The sequence below is a fragment of the Kushneria sp. Sum13 genome (assembly GCF_052692355.1).
In genome coordinates this window covers 1,853,120-1,872,984 of the sequence record NZ_CP199847.1, presented here as the reverse complement: position 1 = coordinate 1,872,984, position 19,865 = coordinate 1,853,120, and the positions used below count along the sequence as shown (strand labels likewise).

Annotated in this window: 21 protein-coding genes; 19 read left to right on the top strand and 2 right to left on the bottom strand. The window is 58.9% G+C overall.

What is annotated here, in order from left to right; genetic code table 11:
• The first annotated feature begins 448 nt into the window (after window positions 1-448).
• Genes ACUN8C_RS08860 through ACUN8C_RS08850 form a run of 3 tightly spaced genes read left to right on the top strand, consistent with a single transcriptional unit; the run spans window position 449 to window position 3,134 of the window.
• Complete coding sequence (locus ACUN8C_RS08860; protein WP_445618887.1) at window positions 449-1,387, top strand: RluA family pseudouridine synthase; 939 nt, start codon at window positions 449-451, stop codon at window positions 1,385-1,387.
• Window positions 1,388-1,437: 50 nt separating this feature from the next.
• Entirely contained in the window at window positions 1,438-2,127 is a 690-nt protein-coding gene (locus ACUN8C_RS08855) for an HAD family hydrolase (RefSeq protein ID WP_445618886.1), read from the top strand.
• The gene (locus ACUN8C_RS08850; RefSeq protein ID WP_445618885.1) at window positions 2,124-3,134 is read left to right on the top strand and encodes a S49 family peptidase; all 1,011 of its coding nucleotides are present in this window, start codon (window positions 2,124-2,126) and stop codon (window positions 3,132-3,134) included. Before ACUN8C_RS08855 ends, ACUN8C_RS08850 begins: the two co-directional genes overlap by 4 nt.
• 36 nt (window positions 3,135-3,170) lie before the next feature.
• On the opposite strand, the gene ACUN8C_RS08845 is transcribed toward ACUN8C_RS08850, so the two are convergent.
• Entirely contained in the window at window positions 3,171-3,755 is a 585-nt protein-coding gene (locus tag ACUN8C_RS08845) for a Maf family protein (RefSeq protein WP_445618884.1), read from the bottom strand.
• 138 nt (window positions 3,756-3,893) lie between these two features.
• Between ACUN8C_RS08845 and ACUN8C_RS08840 the strand changes: the two genes are divergently transcribed.
• From ACUN8C_RS08840 to ACUN8C_RS08765, 16 genes are all read left to right on the top strand, one after another.
• The gene (locus tag ACUN8C_RS08840) at window positions 3,894-4,418 is read left to right on the top strand and encodes a YceD family protein (RefSeq protein WP_445618883.1); all 525 of its coding nucleotides are present in this window, start codon (window positions 3,894-3,896) and stop codon (window positions 4,416-4,418) included.
• Between the two features lie 38 nt (window positions 4,419-4,456).
• A complete protein-coding gene (gene rpmF, locus ACUN8C_RS08835) occupies window positions 4,457-4,633 on the top strand; it encodes a 50S ribosomal protein L32 (protein WP_108843438.1) in 177 nt (58 codons plus the stop codon).
• Between the two features lie 12 nt (window positions 4,634-4,645).
• Window positions 4,646-5,656 carry a phosphate acyltransferase PlsX gene (plsX, locus tag ACUN8C_RS08830; protein ID WP_445618882.1) on the top strand — a complete coding sequence of 337 codons (1,011 nt, stop codon included), beginning with the start codon at window positions 4,646-4,648 and terminating at the stop codon, window positions 5,654-5,656.
• 98 nt (window positions 5,657-5,754) lie between these two features.
• Window positions 5,755-6,711, top strand: a complete 957-nt coding sequence (fabD, locus tag ACUN8C_RS08825) for an ACP S-malonyltransferase (protein WP_445618881.1) — start codon at window positions 5,755-5,757, stop codon at window positions 6,709-6,711.
• Between the two features lie 39 nt (window positions 6,712-6,750).
• Entirely contained in the window at window positions 6,751-7,491 is a 741-nt protein-coding gene (gene fabG / locus ACUN8C_RS08820) for a 3-oxoacyl-ACP reductase FabG (protein WP_108843441.1), read from the top strand.
• A 93-nt stretch (window positions 7,492-7,584) separates the two neighbouring features.
• Window positions 7,585-7,818, top strand: a complete 234-nt coding sequence (gene acpP, locus ACUN8C_RS08815; RefSeq protein ID WP_019951639.1) for an acyl carrier protein — start codon at window positions 7,585-7,587, stop codon at window positions 7,816-7,818.
• Between the two features lie 264 nt (window positions 7,819-8,082).
• A complete protein-coding gene (fabF, locus tag ACUN8C_RS08810) occupies window positions 8,083-9,321 on the top strand; it encodes a beta-ketoacyl-ACP synthase II (protein WP_445618880.1) in 1,239 nt (412 codons plus the stop codon).
• A gap of 17 nt (window positions 9,322-9,338) precedes the next feature.
• Window positions 9,339-10,178 (top strand): aminodeoxychorismate lyase, encoded by an 840-nt coding sequence (pabC, locus tag ACUN8C_RS08805; RefSeq protein ID WP_445618879.1) that lies wholly within the window; start codon window positions 9,339-9,341, stop codon window positions 10,176-10,178.
• Window positions 10,179-10,192: 14 nt separating this feature from the next.
• Window positions 10,193-11,194: an endolytic transglycosylase MltG gene (gene mltG / locus ACUN8C_RS08800; RefSeq protein ID WP_445618878.1), complete on the top strand. Its 1,002-nt coding sequence runs from the start codon at window positions 10,193-10,195 to the stop codon at window positions 11,192-11,194.
• Window positions 11,195-11,202: 8 nt separating this feature from the next.
• Window positions 11,203-11,844, top strand: coding sequence for a dTMP kinase (gene tmk / locus ACUN8C_RS08795; protein ID WP_445618877.1), 642 nt, complete (start codon window positions 11,203-11,205; stop codon window positions 11,842-11,844).
• Complete coding sequence (locus tag ACUN8C_RS08790; protein ID WP_445618876.1) at window positions 11,835-12,818, top strand: DNA polymerase III subunit delta'; 984 nt, start codon at window positions 11,835-11,837, stop codon at window positions 12,816-12,818. The genes tmk and ACUN8C_RS08790 overlap by 10 nt, the downstream gene beginning before the upstream one ends.
• Window positions 12,819-12,885: 67 nt before the next feature.
• Window positions 12,886-13,182, top strand: a complete 297-nt coding sequence (locus ACUN8C_RS08785; protein ID WP_445618875.1) for a PilZ domain-containing protein — start codon at window positions 12,886-12,888, stop codon at window positions 13,180-13,182.
• 165 nt (window positions 13,183-13,347) lie between these two features.
• Window positions 13,348-14,205 (top strand): TatD family hydrolase, encoded by an 858-nt coding sequence (locus ACUN8C_RS08780; RefSeq protein ID WP_445618874.1) that lies wholly within the window; start codon window positions 13,348-13,350, stop codon window positions 14,203-14,205.
• 10 nt (window positions 14,206-14,215) lie between these two features.
• Complete coding sequence (locus tag ACUN8C_RS08775; protein ID WP_445618873.1) at window positions 14,216-14,788, top strand: DUF1285 domain-containing protein; 573 nt, start codon at window positions 14,216-14,218, stop codon at window positions 14,786-14,788.
• The gene (locus ACUN8C_RS08770; RefSeq protein ID WP_445618872.1) at window positions 14,785-16,965 is read left to right on the top strand and encodes an ATP-dependent helicase; all 2,181 of its coding nucleotides are present in this window, start codon (window positions 14,785-14,787) and stop codon (window positions 16,963-16,965) included. The genes ACUN8C_RS08775 and ACUN8C_RS08770 overlap by 4 nt, the downstream gene beginning before the upstream one ends.
• 15 nt (window positions 16,966-16,980) lie before the next feature.
• Window positions 16,981-17,826: a sulfurtransferase gene (locus ACUN8C_RS08765; RefSeq protein ID WP_445621813.1), complete on the top strand. Its 846-nt coding sequence runs from the start codon at window positions 16,981-16,983 to the stop codon at window positions 17,824-17,826.
• A gap of 79 nt (window positions 17,827-17,905) precedes the next feature.
• On the opposite strand, the gene ACUN8C_RS08760 is transcribed toward ACUN8C_RS08765, so the two are convergent.
• Entirely contained in the window at window positions 17,906-19,552 is a 1,647-nt protein-coding gene (locus ACUN8C_RS08760) for an electron transfer flavoprotein-ubiquinone oxidoreductase (RefSeq protein ID WP_445621812.1), read from the bottom strand.
• Window positions 19,553-19,865 lie beyond the last annotated feature (313 nt).

Below are 19,865 nucleotides of genomic sequence, written 5' to 3'. Positions count from 1 at the left end.
GAGTGTTTGTGCTCAGCGCATGTCTACAAGTATGTTTCAATTCCACGGGCGTCATACAGACAGGCCCCGGAAAGGCTTCATGATCATGTTGAGTACGTGACCGCCTGAAGACATGTCGCGGCAGCATGGTTGCTTAACCGGTCTTCCAGTAGGGCGGTCACACCTGGTAACCATCAATTCAACAGCACCGGCTTTCGGTACGGAAATGGTTTATCCCGTGATGCAAAATCCGGGTGCTTCAATACTGCCAGGTGTCAGGCATTGATAACCCGACGACTGTTCTGTTGCTTCGGCCTGCGTGTCATCTATTGCAGGCGCTATCAGGTCTTTTAAACCTTAAGGAAGCCCCCGGAATATAACAGTAAACCCTGGTGCCCACAATCAGGGTCATCACGGCGTTATTTCGCTACAATGCCGCCCCTTACAGCCGGTAAAAGAGGAAGCAGACATGGCCGAGGGGCGTGGAGTTCAGTGGCTTGAAATTGACGAGCATCATGATGGACAGCGACTGGACAATTTTCTTCTTGCCCATCTCAAGGGCGCGCCTCGTACCCTGATTTATCGCATCATTCGTCGTGGCGAAGTGCGCATCAATGGTGGGCGTTGCAAGGCCAGTCAACGCCTGGCTATCGGGGACCGTATCAGGGTACCGCCACTTCGGCTAACGCCTCAGGAGGCTGTGCAGGACGTCAGTGACAATTTGCGTCATGTTATCGAGCGTAGTCTTTTAAAGGAGACGCCGGACTGGATGGTGTTCAACAAGCCTTCGGGGCTTGCGGTGCATGGTGGCAGCGGGGTCAAGATCGGGTTGATAGAGGCGCTGCGCCAGATACGCGATGACCTGCCTTACTTGGAGCTGGTGCATCGACTGGACCGCGACACCTCGGGCTGTCTTCTGGTGGCCAAATCTCGCGATGCCCTAAATTTCCTCAGCGATGAGCTGCGCGGCCATCGAATGCAAAAGCATTATCTCGCTCTGGTCGAGGGGGCGTGGTCCGTTAAGCAAAATGAAGTGGATGCGCCGCTGCTGCGCTTTGAGCTGCCCAATGGGGAGCGTCGCGTACGTGTGGATGAAACCGGCAAGGCTTCCAAAACGCGTTTTATGCTGATCGAGTCGTTAAAGGGTGCCTCGCTGATAGAAGCGGAACCCGTGACCGGGCGCACCCATCAGATCAGGGTGCACGCTGACCATGCCGGGCATCCGCTGCTCGGTGACACCAAATACGGCAGTGTGTCCGGCGAGCGTCTGGCCAAACGCTGTGAGCTGTCCCGTCTTTTTCTGCATGCCAGAATGCTGGGGTTCACCGACCCCGCCTCAAAACAGCTCGTCCAGATGCAGGCGCCCTTGAGCGACGACCTGCAAGGCGTACTGGCACGCTTGCGCTAGCACAGTGATCAGGCGGATTTCCCCGAGAGTACAAATGGAGCACGACAGTGATGCGTTATCGTCTGATCATCTTTGACTGGGATGGCACGCTCATGGATTCGGCGGATCGAATCGTGGACTGCATGCAGCGGGCCGCTCTGGATGTTGACTGGCCTGCGCTGAGCCGTGAGGCCGTACTCGATATCATTGGTCTCGGGTTGCCTGAGGCCATTGCCCGATTGTGTCCAGGCATTGATGACGCAAGGGCCGAGCATCTTCGCCAGTGTTATGCCCATCACTTTGTAACCGCCGAGCGGGAAGGTCCTGTCCTGCCTTTTTTTGAGGGCGTGGAGGCAGGACTCGCTCGGCTGAAAGCCGCCCCCGGCGTCAAAATGGCCGTGGCCACCGGCAAGAGTCGGCGAGGGCTGGATCGCATTTTTGCCGAGCGGGACTGTGGTCACTGGTTTGATGGCAGCCGCACGGCCGACCTGACCCGGTCGAAACCTGATCCCCTTATGCTGATTGAGCTGCTGGAGACGCTCGATATGGCGCTTGAAGATGCCGTCATGATTGGCGACAGCGTTCATGACATGGGCATGGCACAGGCGCTGGGCATGGACCGGGTTGCCGTGACCTGGGGGGTTCACGATGCCAGACAGTTGAATGCGTTCTCGCCCATATGCGTGGTGCAGGATTTTCATGAGCTGATGGACTGGCTGGAGACAGCAGACTGCCAGCGCACAGGGGTAGAAAAGGCATGAGTGATCAAAAGGATCAATGGACGGGTCGTGAACGGGCGGGCGAGGGCGCAGCGACGGCAGGTCAGTCTCACGAGGGCGTGAGTCGTGAGGCCCTGATGGAGCGATGGCTGCTTGAGATGGTGCGCGAGCAGCGGCGCAGCCGACGCTGGAAGATTTTCTTTCGCCTGCTGTTCTGGACGTTCTGGATCATGGTGGCGGCCACTGTGGCATTCATGGCGACCGGTGAGCAGGAATCGCTGACCGGCAGGCAGGTTGGGGTGGTCAGGATTGAAGGCGTGATCGACAGTCAGTCGCCGGCCAGTGCTGACAGGGTCATTCGCGGTTTGAACAACGCCTGGCAGGGATCGGAGAAGGCTGTTGTGCTGGACATCAATAGTCCCGGCGGGTCGCCGGTGCAGTCACAGCGCATTTATGACGAGATTCGTCGTCTTCGCAGTACCGGTGACAAGTCCATCATTGCGGTCATCGAGGATATCGGTGCCAGCGGTGCCTACTATATCGCCTCCGCGGCTGACGAAATTTATGCAGCGCCGGCCAGTCTTGTCGGCTCCATCGGAGTGATCTATTCGGGTTTCGGACTTGAAGGGGCCATGGAGAAGCTGGGGGTCGAGCGGCGCGTGTTCACCGCAGGCGACAACAAGGACATGCTTGATCCGTTTCAGCCCGTCAGTGAAGCACAGCGGCGCTTCTGGCAGCATGTGCTGGATCAAACGCACGATCAGTTCATCAGTGCCGTCAAGGCCGGCCGTGGGGATCGGTTGTCAGACGATCCCGAGCTTTTTTCGGGGCTGGTCTGGACCGGGGAAGAGGCCGTGGACAAGGGGCTGACGGACGGCCTCAAAAGTGTTGGTGATATCGCGCGTGACATGACCGGTAGTGCAGAGACGACGGACTATACCCAGAGCGGCGATCCGCTGGAGCAGATCTCGCGTCACCTTGGCCGAATGGCGGCACAGTATCTCGGCATCAATTTCCATGCAGGAGAATCGCCTGTTCGTCTGCGTTGAGCCATCGCCGAACAGGCTGGCGTCACCTGCGCCCTGTTACTCGAGTAGCGGGTTGACGCCGGCCTCACGCAGCAATCGACACAGGGCGATCAGGGGTAGTCCGATCAGGGCGCTTGGGTCAGTGGTCTCGATACGCTCGAAAAGCGCTGTGCCCAGTTTCTCCATATAAAAGCCGCCAGCGCTATCGATGGCCGGCTCTTTTGTGAGATAGCCTTCGATTTCCTCTGGGCTCAGGGTTCTGATATCGACCGTTGTGAGATCGAGATGCGTCGTGCAGTGGCCGCAACGTGTGTCCAGCACCGCCAGTCCCGTTAGAAAGCGAACGCGTCGCCCTGAAAATCGTTGCAGCTGCTGGCGGGTCGCATCGAGGCTGCCCGGCTTGCCCAGAAGATCATTGTCGAGACTTGCGACCTGGTCGCTGCCGATGATCAGATGATGCGGATAGTGCTCTGCCAGCGCCCGGGCCTTGTCACGCGACAGACGCTCGGCCAGCATGCAGGGCGTTTCGCCGTCCCGGGGTGTTTCATCGATATCGGGTGCGTGGTGGTGAAAGGGCAGTCCGAGACGGCCCAGCAGTTCACGGCGTGAATGAGAGCCGGAGGCAAGAACAAGCAGGGACATTATCTCTCCTGAAATGGTGGTCCGTGAAATGGACTCAAGGATACCATCGCCATTTTAAATAGCGTCGGCCGCTCCAGGCACATCATTTGCAACAACTCTTTTGACACTTTCACAGACAATCCCTATTATTGCGCGCCTATGTCAACCACGCGACTACCCAAAACGGTCGAGCCCTATCGGCTTGCTGCCAGCGGCGAACGTCTGGAAGGGAGAATCATTCTCTCTGCCATGCCTCGTATCGTCGATGCCATCGGCCGGCAGGAGGCCGAATGTCATGTTGTCATGACGTTTGATCTTGATGCCCAGCGTCAGCATTATATCGAAGGCTCACTGGTGGCCGATGTCGAGATGCCCTGTCAGCGATGTTTGCAGGCCATGCCGGTTCATCTGGAAAGCACTTTTCTGCTTGGTATGGTGACCAGTGATGAGCGTGCAGCGACGCTGCCGGCACGTTACGAGCCGGTACTTGTGGAAGACGAGCATCTGGCTTTGCTGCCGGTTGTCGAGGACGAACTGCTTCTGACACTTCCGCAGGTGGTTTATCACGATGATGCGGATTGCGCCGTTTCTCGTGATGCACTGCAAAGTGGTGACGAAGTCGAGCAAACGCCGGCGCGAGCCGATAACCCGTTCAGTGTGCTTCGTTCCCTGAAGGATCACTGAGTCTTTTTTGACGTTACGTTACAACCGGAGACAACCCAATGGCTGTCCAAAAGAATCGCAAGTCCCGTTCCAAGCGCGGTATGCGTCGTGCACACGATGCACTGACTGCCCCGGCGCTGTCCCAGGACAAGGAAACCGGTACTACCCATCTCCGTCATCATGTTGCACCTGATGGATACTACCGTGGCCGCAAGGTCATTGACGTCGAAGAATAAATGATTCGGGCGATGCCGCCCTTGCGTATCGCCATCGACGCCATGGGCGGGGACTACGGTCCCCGCGCTACTGTTCCGGGAACAGCCCTTGCCCTGGCGCAAAGGCCGGATGCAAGCGCAACGCTTTATGGCAAGCGCCATCTGATTGATGTCGAACTCTCCCGATTGCCCGCTACCCTTCATCATGTCCGTGATCGCATCGATTTCATTGAAGCCGGTGACCGTCTTCCTGTCGACATGACTCCTTCTCGTATCTTGCGCGATGCTCCCTCTGGCAGTCTTCATGCATGCCTGGCGGCTCTGCGTGCCGGTGAAGCACAGGCATGTGTCAGCGCTGAGCATACCGGTGCCATCATGGCGCTGGCGCGGCGCGATGTTGGTATGCTGGCCAATGTGGCGCGTCCTGCCATCAGTGCCGCCATCCCGACCATCTCTCAAAGACCCTGCTACATGCTTGACCTTGGCGCCAATGTGGATGTCCGCGCAGAGCATCTCGTGGACTTTGCCTTCATGGGCGCGGCCATGGTCAGACTCGTGGACAGCATTCAATTGCCACGTGTCGGGCTTTTGAACGTGGGCACGGAAAGCAGCAAGGGAGAGCGTCGTGTACGAGAAGCGGATGCCCTGCTTCGCGCCCATGAACGCTCACATTTTGAATATGTTGGTTATGTGGAAGGGGATGCTCTTTTTACCGGCAATACCGATGTTGCCGTCTGTGATGGCATGGTGGGCAATGTTGCGCTTAAAAGCAGTGAAGGGCTGGCTCGAATGCTGGGTACACGACTTCGTGGAGAGTTTCAGACCGGCTGGTATGCCCGAATGGTAGGTTGGCTGGCCACACCGGTGCTGCGTCGTTTCATGCAGGAGCTCAACCCTGTGCGATATAATGGCGCCAGCTTTCTGGGGCTCAAGGCGACCGTGGTGAAAAGTCACGGCAGTGCACAAGCCGAAGGGTTCGCCTATGCTGTGCGCCGTGCCGTGGATGAAGCCACGATGAAGTTGCCGGAAAGACTGATGCCATAAGGTCATTTTCGTATGGCGAAGCCTGAAGTGAGCCGGCATCATGGTGTTTATAAAGCTTCGCTTATTTAATCTTCAATGAGTTAGTACAGGTGAATCAGATGAGCAATGCCCTCGCCCTGGTCTTTCCCGGTCAGGGTTCTCAGCAGCTGGGCATGCTGCGAGAGCTCGCCGAACGTTACAGCGTCGTAAGAACGACCTTCGAGGAGGCTTCTGATGCGCTGGGGTATGACCTCTGGCATGTCACTCAGGAAGGCCCTGAGGCGGCGCTTAACGCCACTGCCTGCACGCAGCCGGCGTTACTGACGTCCAGCGTGGCCATCTGGCGTGTGTGGCAGGAGCTGGAAGGCCCGCGGCCGGCGGCCATGGCCGGTCATAGTCTGGGTGAATACAGCGCCCTGGTCTGTGCCGGTGCGATGAGTTTTGCTGATGGCGTTCGACTGGTCCGTTTGCGCGGCGAAGCCATGCAGGACGCCGTGCCGGCAGGTCAGGGCGGGATGGCAGCCATCCTCGGCCTTGATGATGAGGTCGTGGAGGCGGTCTGTGCCGAGGCGGCTCAGGGCAGCGTGGTCTCTGCTGTCAACTATAACTCGCCCGGACAGGTCGTGATTGCCGGTGAAAAGACCGCGGTCGAGCGGGCCATTGCCCTTTGCCAGGAGCGCGGCGCTCGTCGTGCCATGCCCCTGCCGGTGTCTGTGCCTTCACATTGCGCACTGATGAAGCCCGCCGCCGAGCGTCTTGAACAGGCCATGGCCGACATCGACCTTCGCCAGCCCCGCTATCGTGTTATCCAGAATGTGGATGCCGCATGGCATGATGATCTTGATACCATCAAGGCGTGCCTGGTTCAGCAGCTGTATCGCCCGGTGCTCTGGACGCGCTGCGTCGAGACACTTTGTGAGCAGGGCGCCAGCATCTTTATCGAGTGTGGCCCTGGCAAGGTGCTGACCGGGCTGGGCAAGCGCATCGCTCGTCAAAGCCGCGGGCTGGCGGTGAATGACCCCGAATCATTGACGGCCGCCATTGAGCTGGCAAAAGAGATGCCGGAAAGCCGCTAATGGCGTGTCAATGCAGTACACCCAAAAGGGACAGTAAGCATGAGTGAAGCAAGAGTGGCACTGGTTACCGGTGCAACACGCGGCATTGGTCAGGCCATTGCTCGTGAGCTGGGTCGACAGGGCCATACGGTCATTGGTACGGCCACCAGCGAAGACGGCGCACGCCGCATCGAAGATGATCTTGCCGCGCATTCAATTGCCGGTGCGGGCATGGTGCTCAACGTGACCGACAGTGCGGCCATCGATCAGGTGCTCGGCGAGATCACCGAGCGTTTCGGCGCGCCCCTGATTCTGGTCAACAATGCCGGTATCACTCGTGATAACCTGTTGATGCGAATGAAGGATAACGAGTGGGATGAGGTTCTGGATACCAACCTTACCTCCGTCTATCGTGTCTCGAAGGCATGTCTGAAGGCCATGACGCGTGCGCGCTTTGGTCGCATCGTCAATATAAGCTCTGTTGTCGCCACGCTGGGCAACGCGGGTCAGAGTAACTATGCTGCGGCAAAGGCCGGCATGGAAGGCTTTACTCGTTCACTGGCGCGTGAGCTGGCCTCTCGCAATGTTACCGTTAACGCCGTGGCGCCCGGTTTCATTGCCACCGACATGACCAGTGAGCTGCCAGAGAAACACAAGGAATCATTGCTGAATCAGATTCCGCTGTCGCGTCTGGGGCAACCCGAAGAGATTGCAGCGGCGGCGTGTTTTCTGACCAGTGATGTCGCCGGGTATATCACCGGTGAAACGCTGCATGTCAATGGCGGTATGAACATGCGCTAGAACCGGCAAAGGACGCTGTTGCGTCCGAGAAAGACGGTCTATAAACTACCGCCAGTTTTGATCTGGCGACTCGTAAACCAGGAGTGATGATAAATGAGTACCATCGAAGAGCGCGTTAAAAAAGTTGTTGCCGAACGTTTGAACGTCAAGGAAGAAGAGATCCAGAACAGCTCTTCCTTCACTGAAGATCTCGGCGCCGACTCGCTCGACACCGTGGAACTGGTAATGGCTCTCGAAGAGGAATTCGATACTGAAATCCCCGACGAAGAAGCTGAAAAGATCACGACCGTTCAGGAAGCGATCGACTACATCGTTGCCCATCAGTAAGTTTTTGGCGCGATCCGGCCTTTTGGGCCAGGGTTGACCCGTAAAGCCGCCCCCTCTGGGAGCGGCTTTATTTTTAGATGGTATTGACCGGTGAATGGCACATGCTGCGCCGGCCCTTTCAAGCTCATCAAGGGTGTATCAGTCAGAGACCGAGACGACAGAATCGGTATAATGGCCAGGATATATCATGCAGCAGGCGGTCGGGTATCCAGCAGGAATTCAGGCTCTCGAGCGCACTCATCTGTCTTTTTTGGAGGAAAAACGATGCCTCGCAGAAGGGTCGTGGTGACCGGCATCGGTCTGGTAACACCGGTAGGTCATACAACGGATGCTACCTGGGAAAGTATCAAGGCCGGTAAAAGCGGTATCGGATCAATTGAGCACTTTGATGCCAGTGGTCTGAATACCCGCTTCAGCGGTGCCATAAAAGGATTTGATCCAGCGCCCTGGTTTAATCCCAAGGATGCCAAGAAGATGGATCTCTTTATCCAGTATGGCATCGCGGCATCCGTTCAGGCGGTTCAGAACTCGGGGATTACCTGTAGTGAAGAAAACGCCCATCGCATCGGGGTTGCCATCGGTTCCGGCATTGGTGGATTGCCAATGATCGAGGCCAATCACCAGTCGCTGTTGAAGTCGGGGGCACGTCGTATTTCTCCCTTCTTTGTGCCTGGTTCGATCATCAACATGATCGCTGGCAATCTGGCCATTCAATTTGGTTTCCGTGGGCCCAACATCGCCATTACTACGGCCTGTACTTCCGGGACGCACAATATTGGTTATGGCGCCCGCACGATTGCCTATGGCGATGCCGATGTGATGGTCTGCGGTGGTGCCGAGATGGCCAGCACGCCACTGGGCGTGGGCGGCTTTTCTGCCGCGCGCGCGCTTTCAACTCGTAATGATGATCCTCAGGCCGCCAGTCGCCCCTGGGATCGCGACCGTGATGGCTTCGTGCTTTCCGATGGTGCCGGAATTCTGGTGCTGGAAGAGTATGAGCACGCTAAAGCGCGTGGTGCCGACATTCTGGCGGAATGCACAGGCTTTGGCATGAGTGATGATGCCTGGCACATGACAGCACCGCCCAGTGACGGCGCCGGCGCTGCAATGGCCATGAGCAACGCCATTCGTGATGCCGGGCTTGATCCCTCAAGCATTGACTACATCAATGCCCACGGTACTTCCACGCTGGTAGGGGATGTTGCAGAGAGTCTTGCCATTGAAAAGGTCCTTGGTGCTTCAGCACGCGATGTGGCCATCAGTTCGACCAAGTCCATGATCGGGCATCTGCTGGGCGCTGCAGGCGCTGTCGAGGCGGCCTTCTCCATTCTGGCGCTGCGTGATCAGGTCGCACCACCGACCATCAACCTGGACAATCCCGATGAGCAGTGCCGTCTGGATTATGTGCCGCATACCGCACGTGAGATGAAAATCGAGCATGTGCTGTCCAACTCGTTCGGGTTTGGTGGCACCAACGGCTCGCTGGTGTTCTCGCGCATCTGATGACAGGGGACGCTGGCATGACGGGCACGGATAGCGGTGACCCCATGGTTGCCGTGACCGATCGAGGGCTGGCGTACGGCGACGGCCTTTTCGAGACCGTGCTGGTAAGAGATGGTGTGCCTCTGCTCTGGAATGAGCACTGTGCTCGCCTGTCGCGGGGCGCTGGGCGCCTTGGTTTTGAGGCGCCTTCCCGCGCGTGGCTGGATGCATTGCCCGGGCAGGCGCCGCAGGGGGAGCATGTACTCAAGATCATGCTGACTCGCGGCAGCGGTGGGCGTGGTTATCGCCCGCCAATACCGGCCGAACCGCGCTGCTACTGGCAGCTCATTCCTTTCAAGCCCATGCCCGAGCGGTGGGAGAAGGGCGTGAGCGTTCGACTTTGCCGCCTGCGGCTTGCGCGTCAACCAGCGCTGGCGGGCCTCAAGCACCTCAATCGGCTGGAAAACGTGCTGGCTCGGCAGGAATGGCAGGATGATGCCATTGCCGAGGGTATTCTGCTCAACGACCGTGATCAGCCCATCGAAGCAACGGCCATGAATCTGGCCTGGTTTGATCAGGGGCAGTGGTGGACGCCCGAGCTCACCGAATGTGGCGTAGAGGGCACGCTGCGTCGTGCCCTGATCGATAAGGGACTGCTGAGCATCGCTAGGGCAGGGGATGCTCCGCTGTCCAGGTTTCTGAATTCGCAGAGTGCGTGCCTTTTCAATTCCGTACAGGGCCTGTGGCCGATCGTTGAGTGTTTCGATTCGGATCATCAGCATGTGCCCGGTCAATGGCCCATCGATGGCTCGGTTCGCCGTCTTCAGGATAGCGCGCACACGCTGATGGGCTATCAATCCAATTTTCCAACCTCCTGATCAGAGTTTCATGTATGCGATGGTTAAAGGGTGTGCTTCTGGTACTGGTCATTATGGCGGCAGCCATTGGCGGGGGCTGGCTCTGGTGGCAGCACAAGCTGGATGCGCCGATTGCGCTGCAATCGTCGACGGTCTATGAAGTGCGCGCCGGCATGGGCGCCCGACAAATCATCAATGAACTTCAGGATCGTGGCATCATTGATGAGCGCTGGCCGTATCAGCTGCTGGGCGTCATCGAGCCTGCCCGTTTGAGAGCCCTGCGTGCCGGTGAATTTGAAATCCTGCCTGACATGAATGCCCATGCGTTGCTGGGCAAGCTGTCCAGTAATGATGTTGTTCGACATCGACTGACCATTCCTGAAGGGCGCACCTTTGCCCAGATGCGCAAGATTCTGAATCAGGCCGAACCGCTTGAGCACAAGACCCGTGACATGAGCGATGAAGACATCATGGCCGCGCTAGGGGAGAAAGGTGAATTCCCGGAAGGCTGGTTTTTCCCGGACACCTATCAATGGCTCAAGGGCGCCTCGGATCTTGAGCTGTTCAAGCGCGCTCATGACCGGATGGTCAGCACGCTCAATGACATCTGGGCCGAGCGCCAGCCTGATCTGCCGCTCGATAGCCCTTATCAGGCGCTGATTCTGGCGTCACTGATTGAAAAGGAAACCGGGGCTCCCGATGAGCGTACCCGGATTGCGGGTGTGTTCGTTCGCCGCCTTGAAAAGGGGATGCGTCTGCAGACGGACCCTACCGTGATTTACGGGCTGGGTCAGGCCTACAGCGGGTCCTTGACGCGTGCCAATCTGACCGAATCCACGCGCTGGAACACCTATGTCATCAATGGGTTGCCGCCCACGCCCATCGCAATGCCCGGGCGTGCTTCGCTGGAAGCTGCGGTCAATCCGGCAGACGGTGATGCCCTCTATTTCGTTTCAAAGGGAAATGGAGAGCATCAGTTTTCTGCCACGCTTGAAGAACACAATGCGGCGGTGCGTCGCTATATCCTCAATCGTTGAGAGTTGTAATGACCCAGCAAGGCCGATTTATCACTCTGGAAGGCGGGGAAGGTGTCGGCAAGAGCACCAATCTTTCCTTCGTTCGCGATTATCTGCAATCCCGTGGCATCCGTGTGGTCACCACGCGTGAGCCCGGTGGCACGCCCATGGCCGAGCGTATTCGCGCACTATTGCTTGCCGATGACGCACAGGAGCCACTGGACGATCTGGCAGAGCTGTTGCTGGTGTTTGCCGGTCGTGCCCAGCACCTGGCGCAGGTGATCCGCCCTGCGCTTGCCCGGGGGGATTGGGTCATCAGTGACCGCTTTACCGATGCCACCTTTGCCTATCAGGGCAGTGCTCGCGGGATTGCTCAGGAGCGTATTGCCATGCTCGAGCAGTTTGTGCAGCGGGGACTGACACCTGACCTCACGCTCTGGCTGGACATGCCGATCACCCATGCCGCCGATCGTCTGGTGGCGCGAGGTGGCGAGCGTGATCGTTTTGAACGTGAGCGCGGTGATTTCTTTGAGCGGGTACGCCAGGGATACCGCGCGCGTGCCGAGCAGGCCCCGGAGCGCATGGTGGCGGTAGATGCCGCCCAGCCGCTCGAGCAGGTCCAGCGTGATATTGCCACACGACTTGATCAACAGCTTACGACATGGAACTAACGCCCTGGCCCTGGCAGACCTCCATCTGGCAGCGCCTGACCGCGCTGGCAGATGAATCGCGTCTGCCGCATGCGCTCATGCTGACCGGACCGTCCGGGCTGGGAAAGGAGCGTCTGGCACAGGCACTGATCGCGCGTCAGCTCTGTCACTCACCGGGCGACACGGCCTGTGGCCAGTGCCACGCCTGTCAAATGCTGATGTCGGGATATCACCCCGATCTTCTGGAGATCCTGCCTGCCGACCGAGGCAAGCAGATTCGCATTGATGCCATTCGTGACATTAACGCCTTCGCGTCTCAGACGGCTCAGCAGGGGGGATACCGCATTATCCATCTGGCGCCTGCCGAGGCGATGACGGTGGCGGCCTCCAATGCGCTACTGAAAAGTCTCGAAGAGCCGGGTAACGACACACTGTTTATCCTGCAAAGCGATATTCCCTCTCGAACGCTGCCGACCATTCGCAGCCGCTGCCAGCAGTGGGCTCATCCTCAGCCGGGGCGTGATGTATCCATGGCGTGGCTGGCACACGAGCTTGAAGATCAGGAGCAGGCAGCGTTCTGGTGGCAGGTGGCCGGCGGTCGCCCGCTGCTGGCACGCGATCTGGCCGCACCTGAGGCTCGCCAGCTGCGCCAGGAGCTGCGGGAACTTTTCGAATCGCTGGTACGTGGCGGGGATCCGGTGGCAGAAGCTGCCCGTCTGGACAAGCAGGCCCTGCCCGATATTTTATGGCACGGCGTACTGTGGCTTGAGGATCTGATTCGTTTGGGCGTGTCCGGTGACATGGACAGTGTCCGCAATCGGGATCTTTTGCCGCTATACCGTCAGGCCCTCAAAAATGCCCGCGTTCGCGACTGGTTTCGCCTGCTGGATTACGCTCATGAACAGCGGCGTCTGCTGGCAGGGGGAGGCAACCCCAATGCGCAACTGGTCATCGAATCCTGGTTGATCCGATGGTCGGCCCTGTTGCGTTCCTGATCCAGAGCGCAACTTCTCGCACAAACGGCCGATAAGGGAAGCGTCATTTTCCCATCAGGAGGTTTGCGTGAGCGCCAGAGCATTGTCTTTTACGTTCAACGACACCAATGCACTCAGAACAGCCTGGATACCGCTTTTCGAGCGCGGCGGTCTGTTCCTTCCCACCCGTGTGCGTCATCGGCTGGGGCAGCGGGTCTATCTGCTGCTGACACTGCCGGAAGAGCCTGACGCGCGCCCGGCATCGGGAATCGTTGCCTGGATATCGCCGTCAGGGATGGCCGGTCAGCGAGAAGGCGGTGTGGGTGTTCATCTCGATGCTGAAGAGCAGGTGCTGCGCGAACACATTGAAGCGCTGCTGGCCTGACGACGCCCCCAATTCGATTCGCCCAATGCGTGTTTATTTATACCGTTATCTTGTTGTTCAAGGTTGCTTGAACCTGAAAGCGGCGAAACGGCATCTTTGATCCCCGTAAAAGTCGATGATCTGCGATAATACCCGGTCTGTATAGCTTCCAACCGGGTAGGTTCAATGAGCCAGTTAACCGAACAATTGTCGTGGCCTTCGGTACTGATCGATTCTCACTGTCATCTTGATCGTCTTGATGCTGAAAGCGGCAGCGTGGATGATGTGCTGTCACGTGCGCGCGCCGCTGGTGTACGCGGTTTTCTTGCCGTTGCCACCACGCTTGAGGGCGTGCCGGCGCTGGCCGAGATTGGCCGTCGTCATGATGACGTCTTTTTTGGTGTCGGTGTCCATCCGATGCAGCGTCTGGAGCGCGAGCCTACGCTTGAAGAGATCAAGGACTGCATCGATCGATTCGAGCCGGTGGTCGTTGGCGAAATCGGGCTGGACTTTCAGGCCGACGAGCAGGGTAGTCTTCGCGTGTCTCGGGAGATCCAGTTAAGCCGCTTTGAGCATCATCTGCGTGCTGCCCATGACGCTGAACTGCCGGTCAGCATTCACACACGCTCAGCGCGTGAAGAAACGCTGGAAATGATTGAGCAATATCTCGACCCGAATGTGGGCGGCGTATTGCACTGCTTTACCGAAGACGTGGAGATGGCACGCCGCGCCGTCGCTCACGGCTTCATGATTTCACTTTCCGGTATTGTCACCTTTGCCAGTGCCGAAAACGTACGTGCGCTGGCTCGGGTGCTCCCTCTGGATCGACTGCTGCTGGAAACCGACAGCCCGTGGCTTTCGCCGGTGCCTTACCGAGGGCGGGCGAACGAGCCGGCGCGCGTGCTCGAAGTGGCCCGCGTCATCGCTCGCGAGCGCAATATCAGTCTTGATGAAGTGGCCATGCAGACCACGGCCAACTTTCATCGCCTGTTTCGTCGGACTGCGCCTTTGCACGACGCCGCTGCACAGCTCACCAATGCCTGAGGAGCCTGCCATGTCACTGGAGCGCCTGCTGACGGTTCAGACCAATGATCAGCCTCTGCCGCTGGAAGAATGGGATCCGGCGCTGTCGGGGGCGCTGGACATCCGGGTGGATCGTTCGGGTATCTGGTGGCACGAGGGCGCGAAGGTCGCGCATCCACGGGTGCTGCGTACGTTGTCACGCCTTCTTCGACGTGAGGCCGACGGTCACTACTATCTGGTCACACCGGCTGAAAAATGGCGAATCCGGGTCGAGGATTATCCATTGCTGATTGTGACGGCAGTCTGTCAGGAAGACCCGGATGCCGGCGCCTGCTGGCAGCTGACCACCCAGACCGGTGAGCACGCTACGCTGGACAGTCATTGTCGCCTGATCACGGATGACGAGACGGACATTCCCCGAGTCATCTGGCGTCATGGTCTTTCGGCACGCCTGTCGCGCCAGTGCTGGTATTACCTGGTCGAACAGGCCGAATGTTTTGAGGACGCCCGGGGGCACCTGCACATGGGGCTTCAAAGCGGCGGCCACTGGCATGCACTCGGGTCACCGGTCGTGCCAGACGATATCCCTAAATCGCCATCATGAGGCTGACCGAACAGCAGCAGGCCGTGGTTCAGCACGGCCAGGGGCATGCGCGGGTTTTTGCCGTGGCCGGTGCCGGCAAGACATCGACGATGGTGGCGCGAGTGCTGCATCTCATGGCGATCGGGACGCCGGCGGATCGGATCATGGTGTTGATGTTCAATCGCGCGGCGCGTGAAGATTTCGCTGCGCGACTGCGCATGCTGGCGCCCGCTGGAAGCCGACTGCCTCAGGTGCGCACCTTTCACTCCATCGGGCATCGGCTGGGACAGAGTCTGGTGCGCTGGGGGGCGCTTCCAGCGCGTCGGTTGATCGAGGGAGAGTGGCAGCGAGAGCGTCTGGCGCGTCAGGTGCTGCAACAGCTGCTCGTTGACGAGCCCGCACAGCTGGCGCTGGCACTGGAAGAAGAGCGAATCGAAGCGCTTTTGCAGTTCTGTGATCTGGTCAAATCGGAATGCCTGCCACCGGCCAGACTCCACGAGCGTGGTGATTACGGTGCCGATACCGAGCACTTCGTGCCGGCCTTTCTGGAGATGGAGCGCCAGATGCACGGGCAGGGCGTCATGACCTATGCCGACCTGCTGTATCGACCGCTGCGGGCGCTGATTCGCGATGAAACGGCGCGAGGGCGTATTCAGGGGCGGCTTGATCACATCATTGTCGATGAGTACCAGGATATTAATGAGGTTCAGCTGCGTCTTTTATCGATGCTGGCGGGCAATAGTGCCAGCGTCATGGCGGTCGGCGATGCCAACCAATGTATCTATGAGTGGCGCGGGGCGCGTCCGGATGCCATGAACGCCCGCTTTAGCGAGCTTTTCGGGGCGCCGACCGATTACCCACTGAGCTGGACCTTTCGTCATGGCCATGCCGTGTCGCTGATGGCCAATCATGTGATTCGCGCCAACAAGGGGGCGGCTAACCAGCTCACGCTATCGGCCCCCGACAATCCCGAGACGCAGGTTGAATGCGACAGCGGCGGCGCACGTCTGATCAATGTGTTAAAGGGATGGCAGGCGCAGGGGCGTGATCTGAAGGAATGTGCCGTGCTGGTGCGCAGCTGGTCGCTCAGTGTCCCCGTGCAGCTGCGTCTTTTAAGAGACAATATTCCCTTTCAGCTGGGACAGCAGGATCGTTTCGTGTTTCGTTTGCCGCTGGTAAAGGCCTTGGCAGGGTATCTGGAGTTGACCCGTCGTCCGGAGCTTTTACAGGACAGCGAGCATCTGCTGTTGCTTTATAGTCAGCCCAGCGCCTTTGTCAGCCAGGAGCGCCTTGCCCCGCTGACGGCTGAACTTGCCCGCACCAATCGCTGGCCCGAGCAGCACATCGTTCTGGACGGCCTGAAACCCTTTCAGCGTCGACATCTTAAAAAGCGCTGGGCACTGCTGCAGAAACTGCCTTCCATGCGTGAGCAGGCGCCTGCTGATGTACTGTCTCATGTCGTCGACACTCTGGAGGCCGAAAAGCTTTTACGGCGTGCTGCAGCCCGGCGCGACAAGGGTGAAGAGGATATCCGCCTGCTGGATGTTCTGATCGAGCAGGCCGGGGAGCTGGCTGACGACCCGGATGCCTTTATTGCACTGCTCAAAAATCCGGTCATTAATCAGGAGCAGGGCGTGTTGCTGTCGACCGTTCATGGTGCCAAGGGGCTTGAATGGCCGCTGGTGGCGCTGGCCGGGCTTAATGAGGAGGATTTTCCTCTCTATTCCAGAGAAAATCCGCTGACGCCTCAGGCGCTGGAAGAGGAGCGGCGGCTCTTTTATGTCGGCATTACCCGGGCCCGCGAACGGCTGCTGCTGCTGTCTGATCCGGCGCCCCATCGCATCAGCCGATTTGTGGAAGAGGCCGCCTTTGAAGACAGTGTCAAAGTGACCCGTGCCATTGCAGCAGAGCCGGAGGCTGCCCCCGGGGTGCGCGACCCGGCGCTGGTTAATCGCTATCTTGAGGGTATCGGTGCTGATGCCTCATGTCGTGCCAGTGCCGGGCAGAAGACACCGGCAATACTTGCGCAGGCCGAGGACTGGCGGCCCGGAGAGCAGGTGCGTCACGCCGTATTCGGAGAGGGGCGCATCGAGCTGGTGGAAGGCGAGCGTGAGCGCTGTGTGCTGGAAGTCATGTTTCATCGGGCCGGCCGTCGCCGGTTAATTGCTTCACGCGCGCCGATCGAGCGCGTCAGTTAAATTCAGGGAGTTTTCATGACCACTGCACTGACAGATGTCACAACACTTCTGATGTGGCAGCGAGACAGCACCCCGCTGGTGATTCTGGACTGTCGGGCGCGACTGGATGACGCCCAGGCAGCGTCACGACTTTATCAGGAAGGTCATTTACCCGGTGCGCTGCTGGCGGATATGAATCAGGATCTTTCCGCGCCGCCGGGCGGTGCCAAGGGGGGGCGTCATCCGCTGCCGTCCCCTGACGCCTGGCAGAAGACGCTTCAGAACTGGGGCATTACGCCCGAGACCCGGGTCGTCGTTTATGACGATCTGGGCGGACAGCTGGCCGCGGCGCGCGCATGGTGGATGCTGCACTGGGCCGGTCACGACAATGTGTTTGTGCTCAATGGTGGACTCCAGGTCTGGCAGGCCGTCGGTGGCGCGTTGGAGCATGACATGGCCGAGTTACCGGCGCCCAGCGACTGGCAGTGTGAATTTCAGCATCAGATGGTGGCCAGTGCCGATGATGTGGCCGCAGGCGATGCCCTGCTGCTCGATGCCAGACCGCCGGCGCGCTATCGCGGCGAAAGCGAGCCGATCGATCAGGTGGCCGGCCATATTCCGGGTGCTGTTAACGTTCCGGGCGCTTCGCTTCTGGGCGGAGATAACTGCATGGCAGAGAGTGAGGTCCTCGAAAGGCTGATACCGGCCACCGGGCAGTCAAGCATCGCCTACTGTGGTTCCGGCATCTCCGCCTGCATGATCATTCTGGCGCATGCCGCGCTGAGCCGGCCGTTGCCAAGACTTTATCCAGGGTCATGGAGCGAGTGGAGCCGTGATCCGGCGCGTCCGGTGGCCACCGATACCAGTGCACCGATAGCCTGATCGACGAAGCATGCATGAAAAAGCCCCCGATGTTTTCAAACATCGGGGGCTTTTTTGTCATTTCCGGTCGGGTAAGTCTCTACATATTAGGATAGCCGGGGCCATTGCCGCCTTCCGGCGTGACCCAGCGGATATTCTGGGACGGATCCTTGATATCGCAGGTCTTGCAGTGAATGCAGTTCTGGAAGTTGATCTGAAAACGGGGCGTGCCGTCGCTGTCCTCGACCACTTCGTAGACGCCGACCGGACAATAGCGCTGGGCGGGTTCTGCGTAGCGGGGCAGATTAACGCTGATCGGAATGCTCGGGTCGCGCAGCTGCAGATGACAGGGCTGATCTTCTTCGTGATGTGTATTGGAAAGATACACCGAGGAAGGCTTGTCAAAGGAGAGCACGCCGTCGGGGCGCGGGTAGTCGATCCTTTCTACGGTGTCAGCAGCTTTCAGCTGCGCGTGGTCTGCAGTGGTGTCATGCAGCACGGGCAGGGGCAGACGCAGTTTCTGCTCCACAAAATTCCATACGCCCCCCATAACCATTCCGAAGCGGTGCATCGCCGGACCAAAGTTGCGATGTCTGGCAAGCGCCTCATGGGCCCAGCTGTCTTTAAAGCGCTTGCTGAAGTCGTCGAGCGTTTGGCCACCTTCCTCGCCGCCAGAAAGCGCTGCGACCACGCTTTCGGCGGCCAGCATGCCGGACTTCATGGCCATGTGAAGCCCCTTGATACGCGAAAAATCCAGCGTGCCGGCATCGCAGCCGATCAAAAGGCCACCGGGAAAGGTCATCTTCGGCAGACTGTTAAGGCCACCCTTGGTAATGGCACGTGCCCCGAAGGCCAGTCGCGTGCCGCCCTTGAGATGACGCGCGATTTCCGGATGGTGCTTCATGCGCTGAAATTCATCGAACGGGGAGAGCCAGGGGTTGTCATAGGCCAGATCCACAATCAGCCCGACCATGACCTGGCGGTCACTGCCGTGATACAGGAAGCTGCCGCCGTGCGCCTCGGAAGACAGCGGCCAGCCTGCCGTATGTACTACCAGCCCGGGCTCGTGCTGCTCGGCAGGCACCTCCCAGAGTTCCTTGAAGCCGATGGCATAGTGCTGTTCATCGCGCCCGGCTGCCAGATCAAAATGCTTGATCAGTTCCTGCCCAAGGTGGCCACGCGCGCCTTCGGCAAAGAGGGTGTGGCGCCCGTAAAGCTCGATACCCGGCTCATGTGAAGGTTTGGAATTGCCGTCATGATCAAGGCCCATATCGCCGGTAATGACGCCGGTAATTTCCCCATGGTTACCAAACATCAATGACTGAGCGGCAAAGCCCGGGAAGATATCAACGCCCAGTGCTTCTGCCTGTTCAGCCAGCCAGCGGCACAGATCGCCGGCACTGATCAGATAGCTGCCCTCGTTGAGCATGGAAGGCGGGATCAGCGCCTCGGGAAAGCGTATCGACCGCTCGCTGTCACGCAGATACAGCACCTCATCGCGCAGCGCCGGGGTATGCAGGGGCGCACCACGGTCCTTCCAGTCGGGAAAGAGCTCCTCAAGTGCGCGCGGATCAAAGGCGGCACCTGACAGGATGTGTGCGCCCACCTCGGCACCCTTTTCCAGTACGCAGACGCTCAGCTCATGCGCCTGCGCATTGGCGGCCTGCATCAGGCGACAGGCTGCGGAAAGACCGGCAACGCCTGCGCCGACAATTACCACATCAAATGACATGGACTCTCTGTCCATTGAGCAACTCCTTGCGTGATTCATCCCCCCATCCTGATGACGTATGGCGTGTTACACTAACGCTTTTGGATGGCAATGATTCTCAGCCGCTTTCGGGAGCAGCCTGGGGGCTGGATAATGCCTGATTATCGCATCAAGTCGGGGTCCGGCCCAATTCGAAGCCTTTTTTTCAGAGGCAATCTGTTGTCTTGAGCTGTTCTGGTCCCCATGTAGACTGACTGTCATCCTGAGAGAACCGCCCCGAAGCTCCCCGTGCATAGAAGATGGGCGGTCATGTTTACGAATTTCGAGATATCCGACACCACGAGGAAGG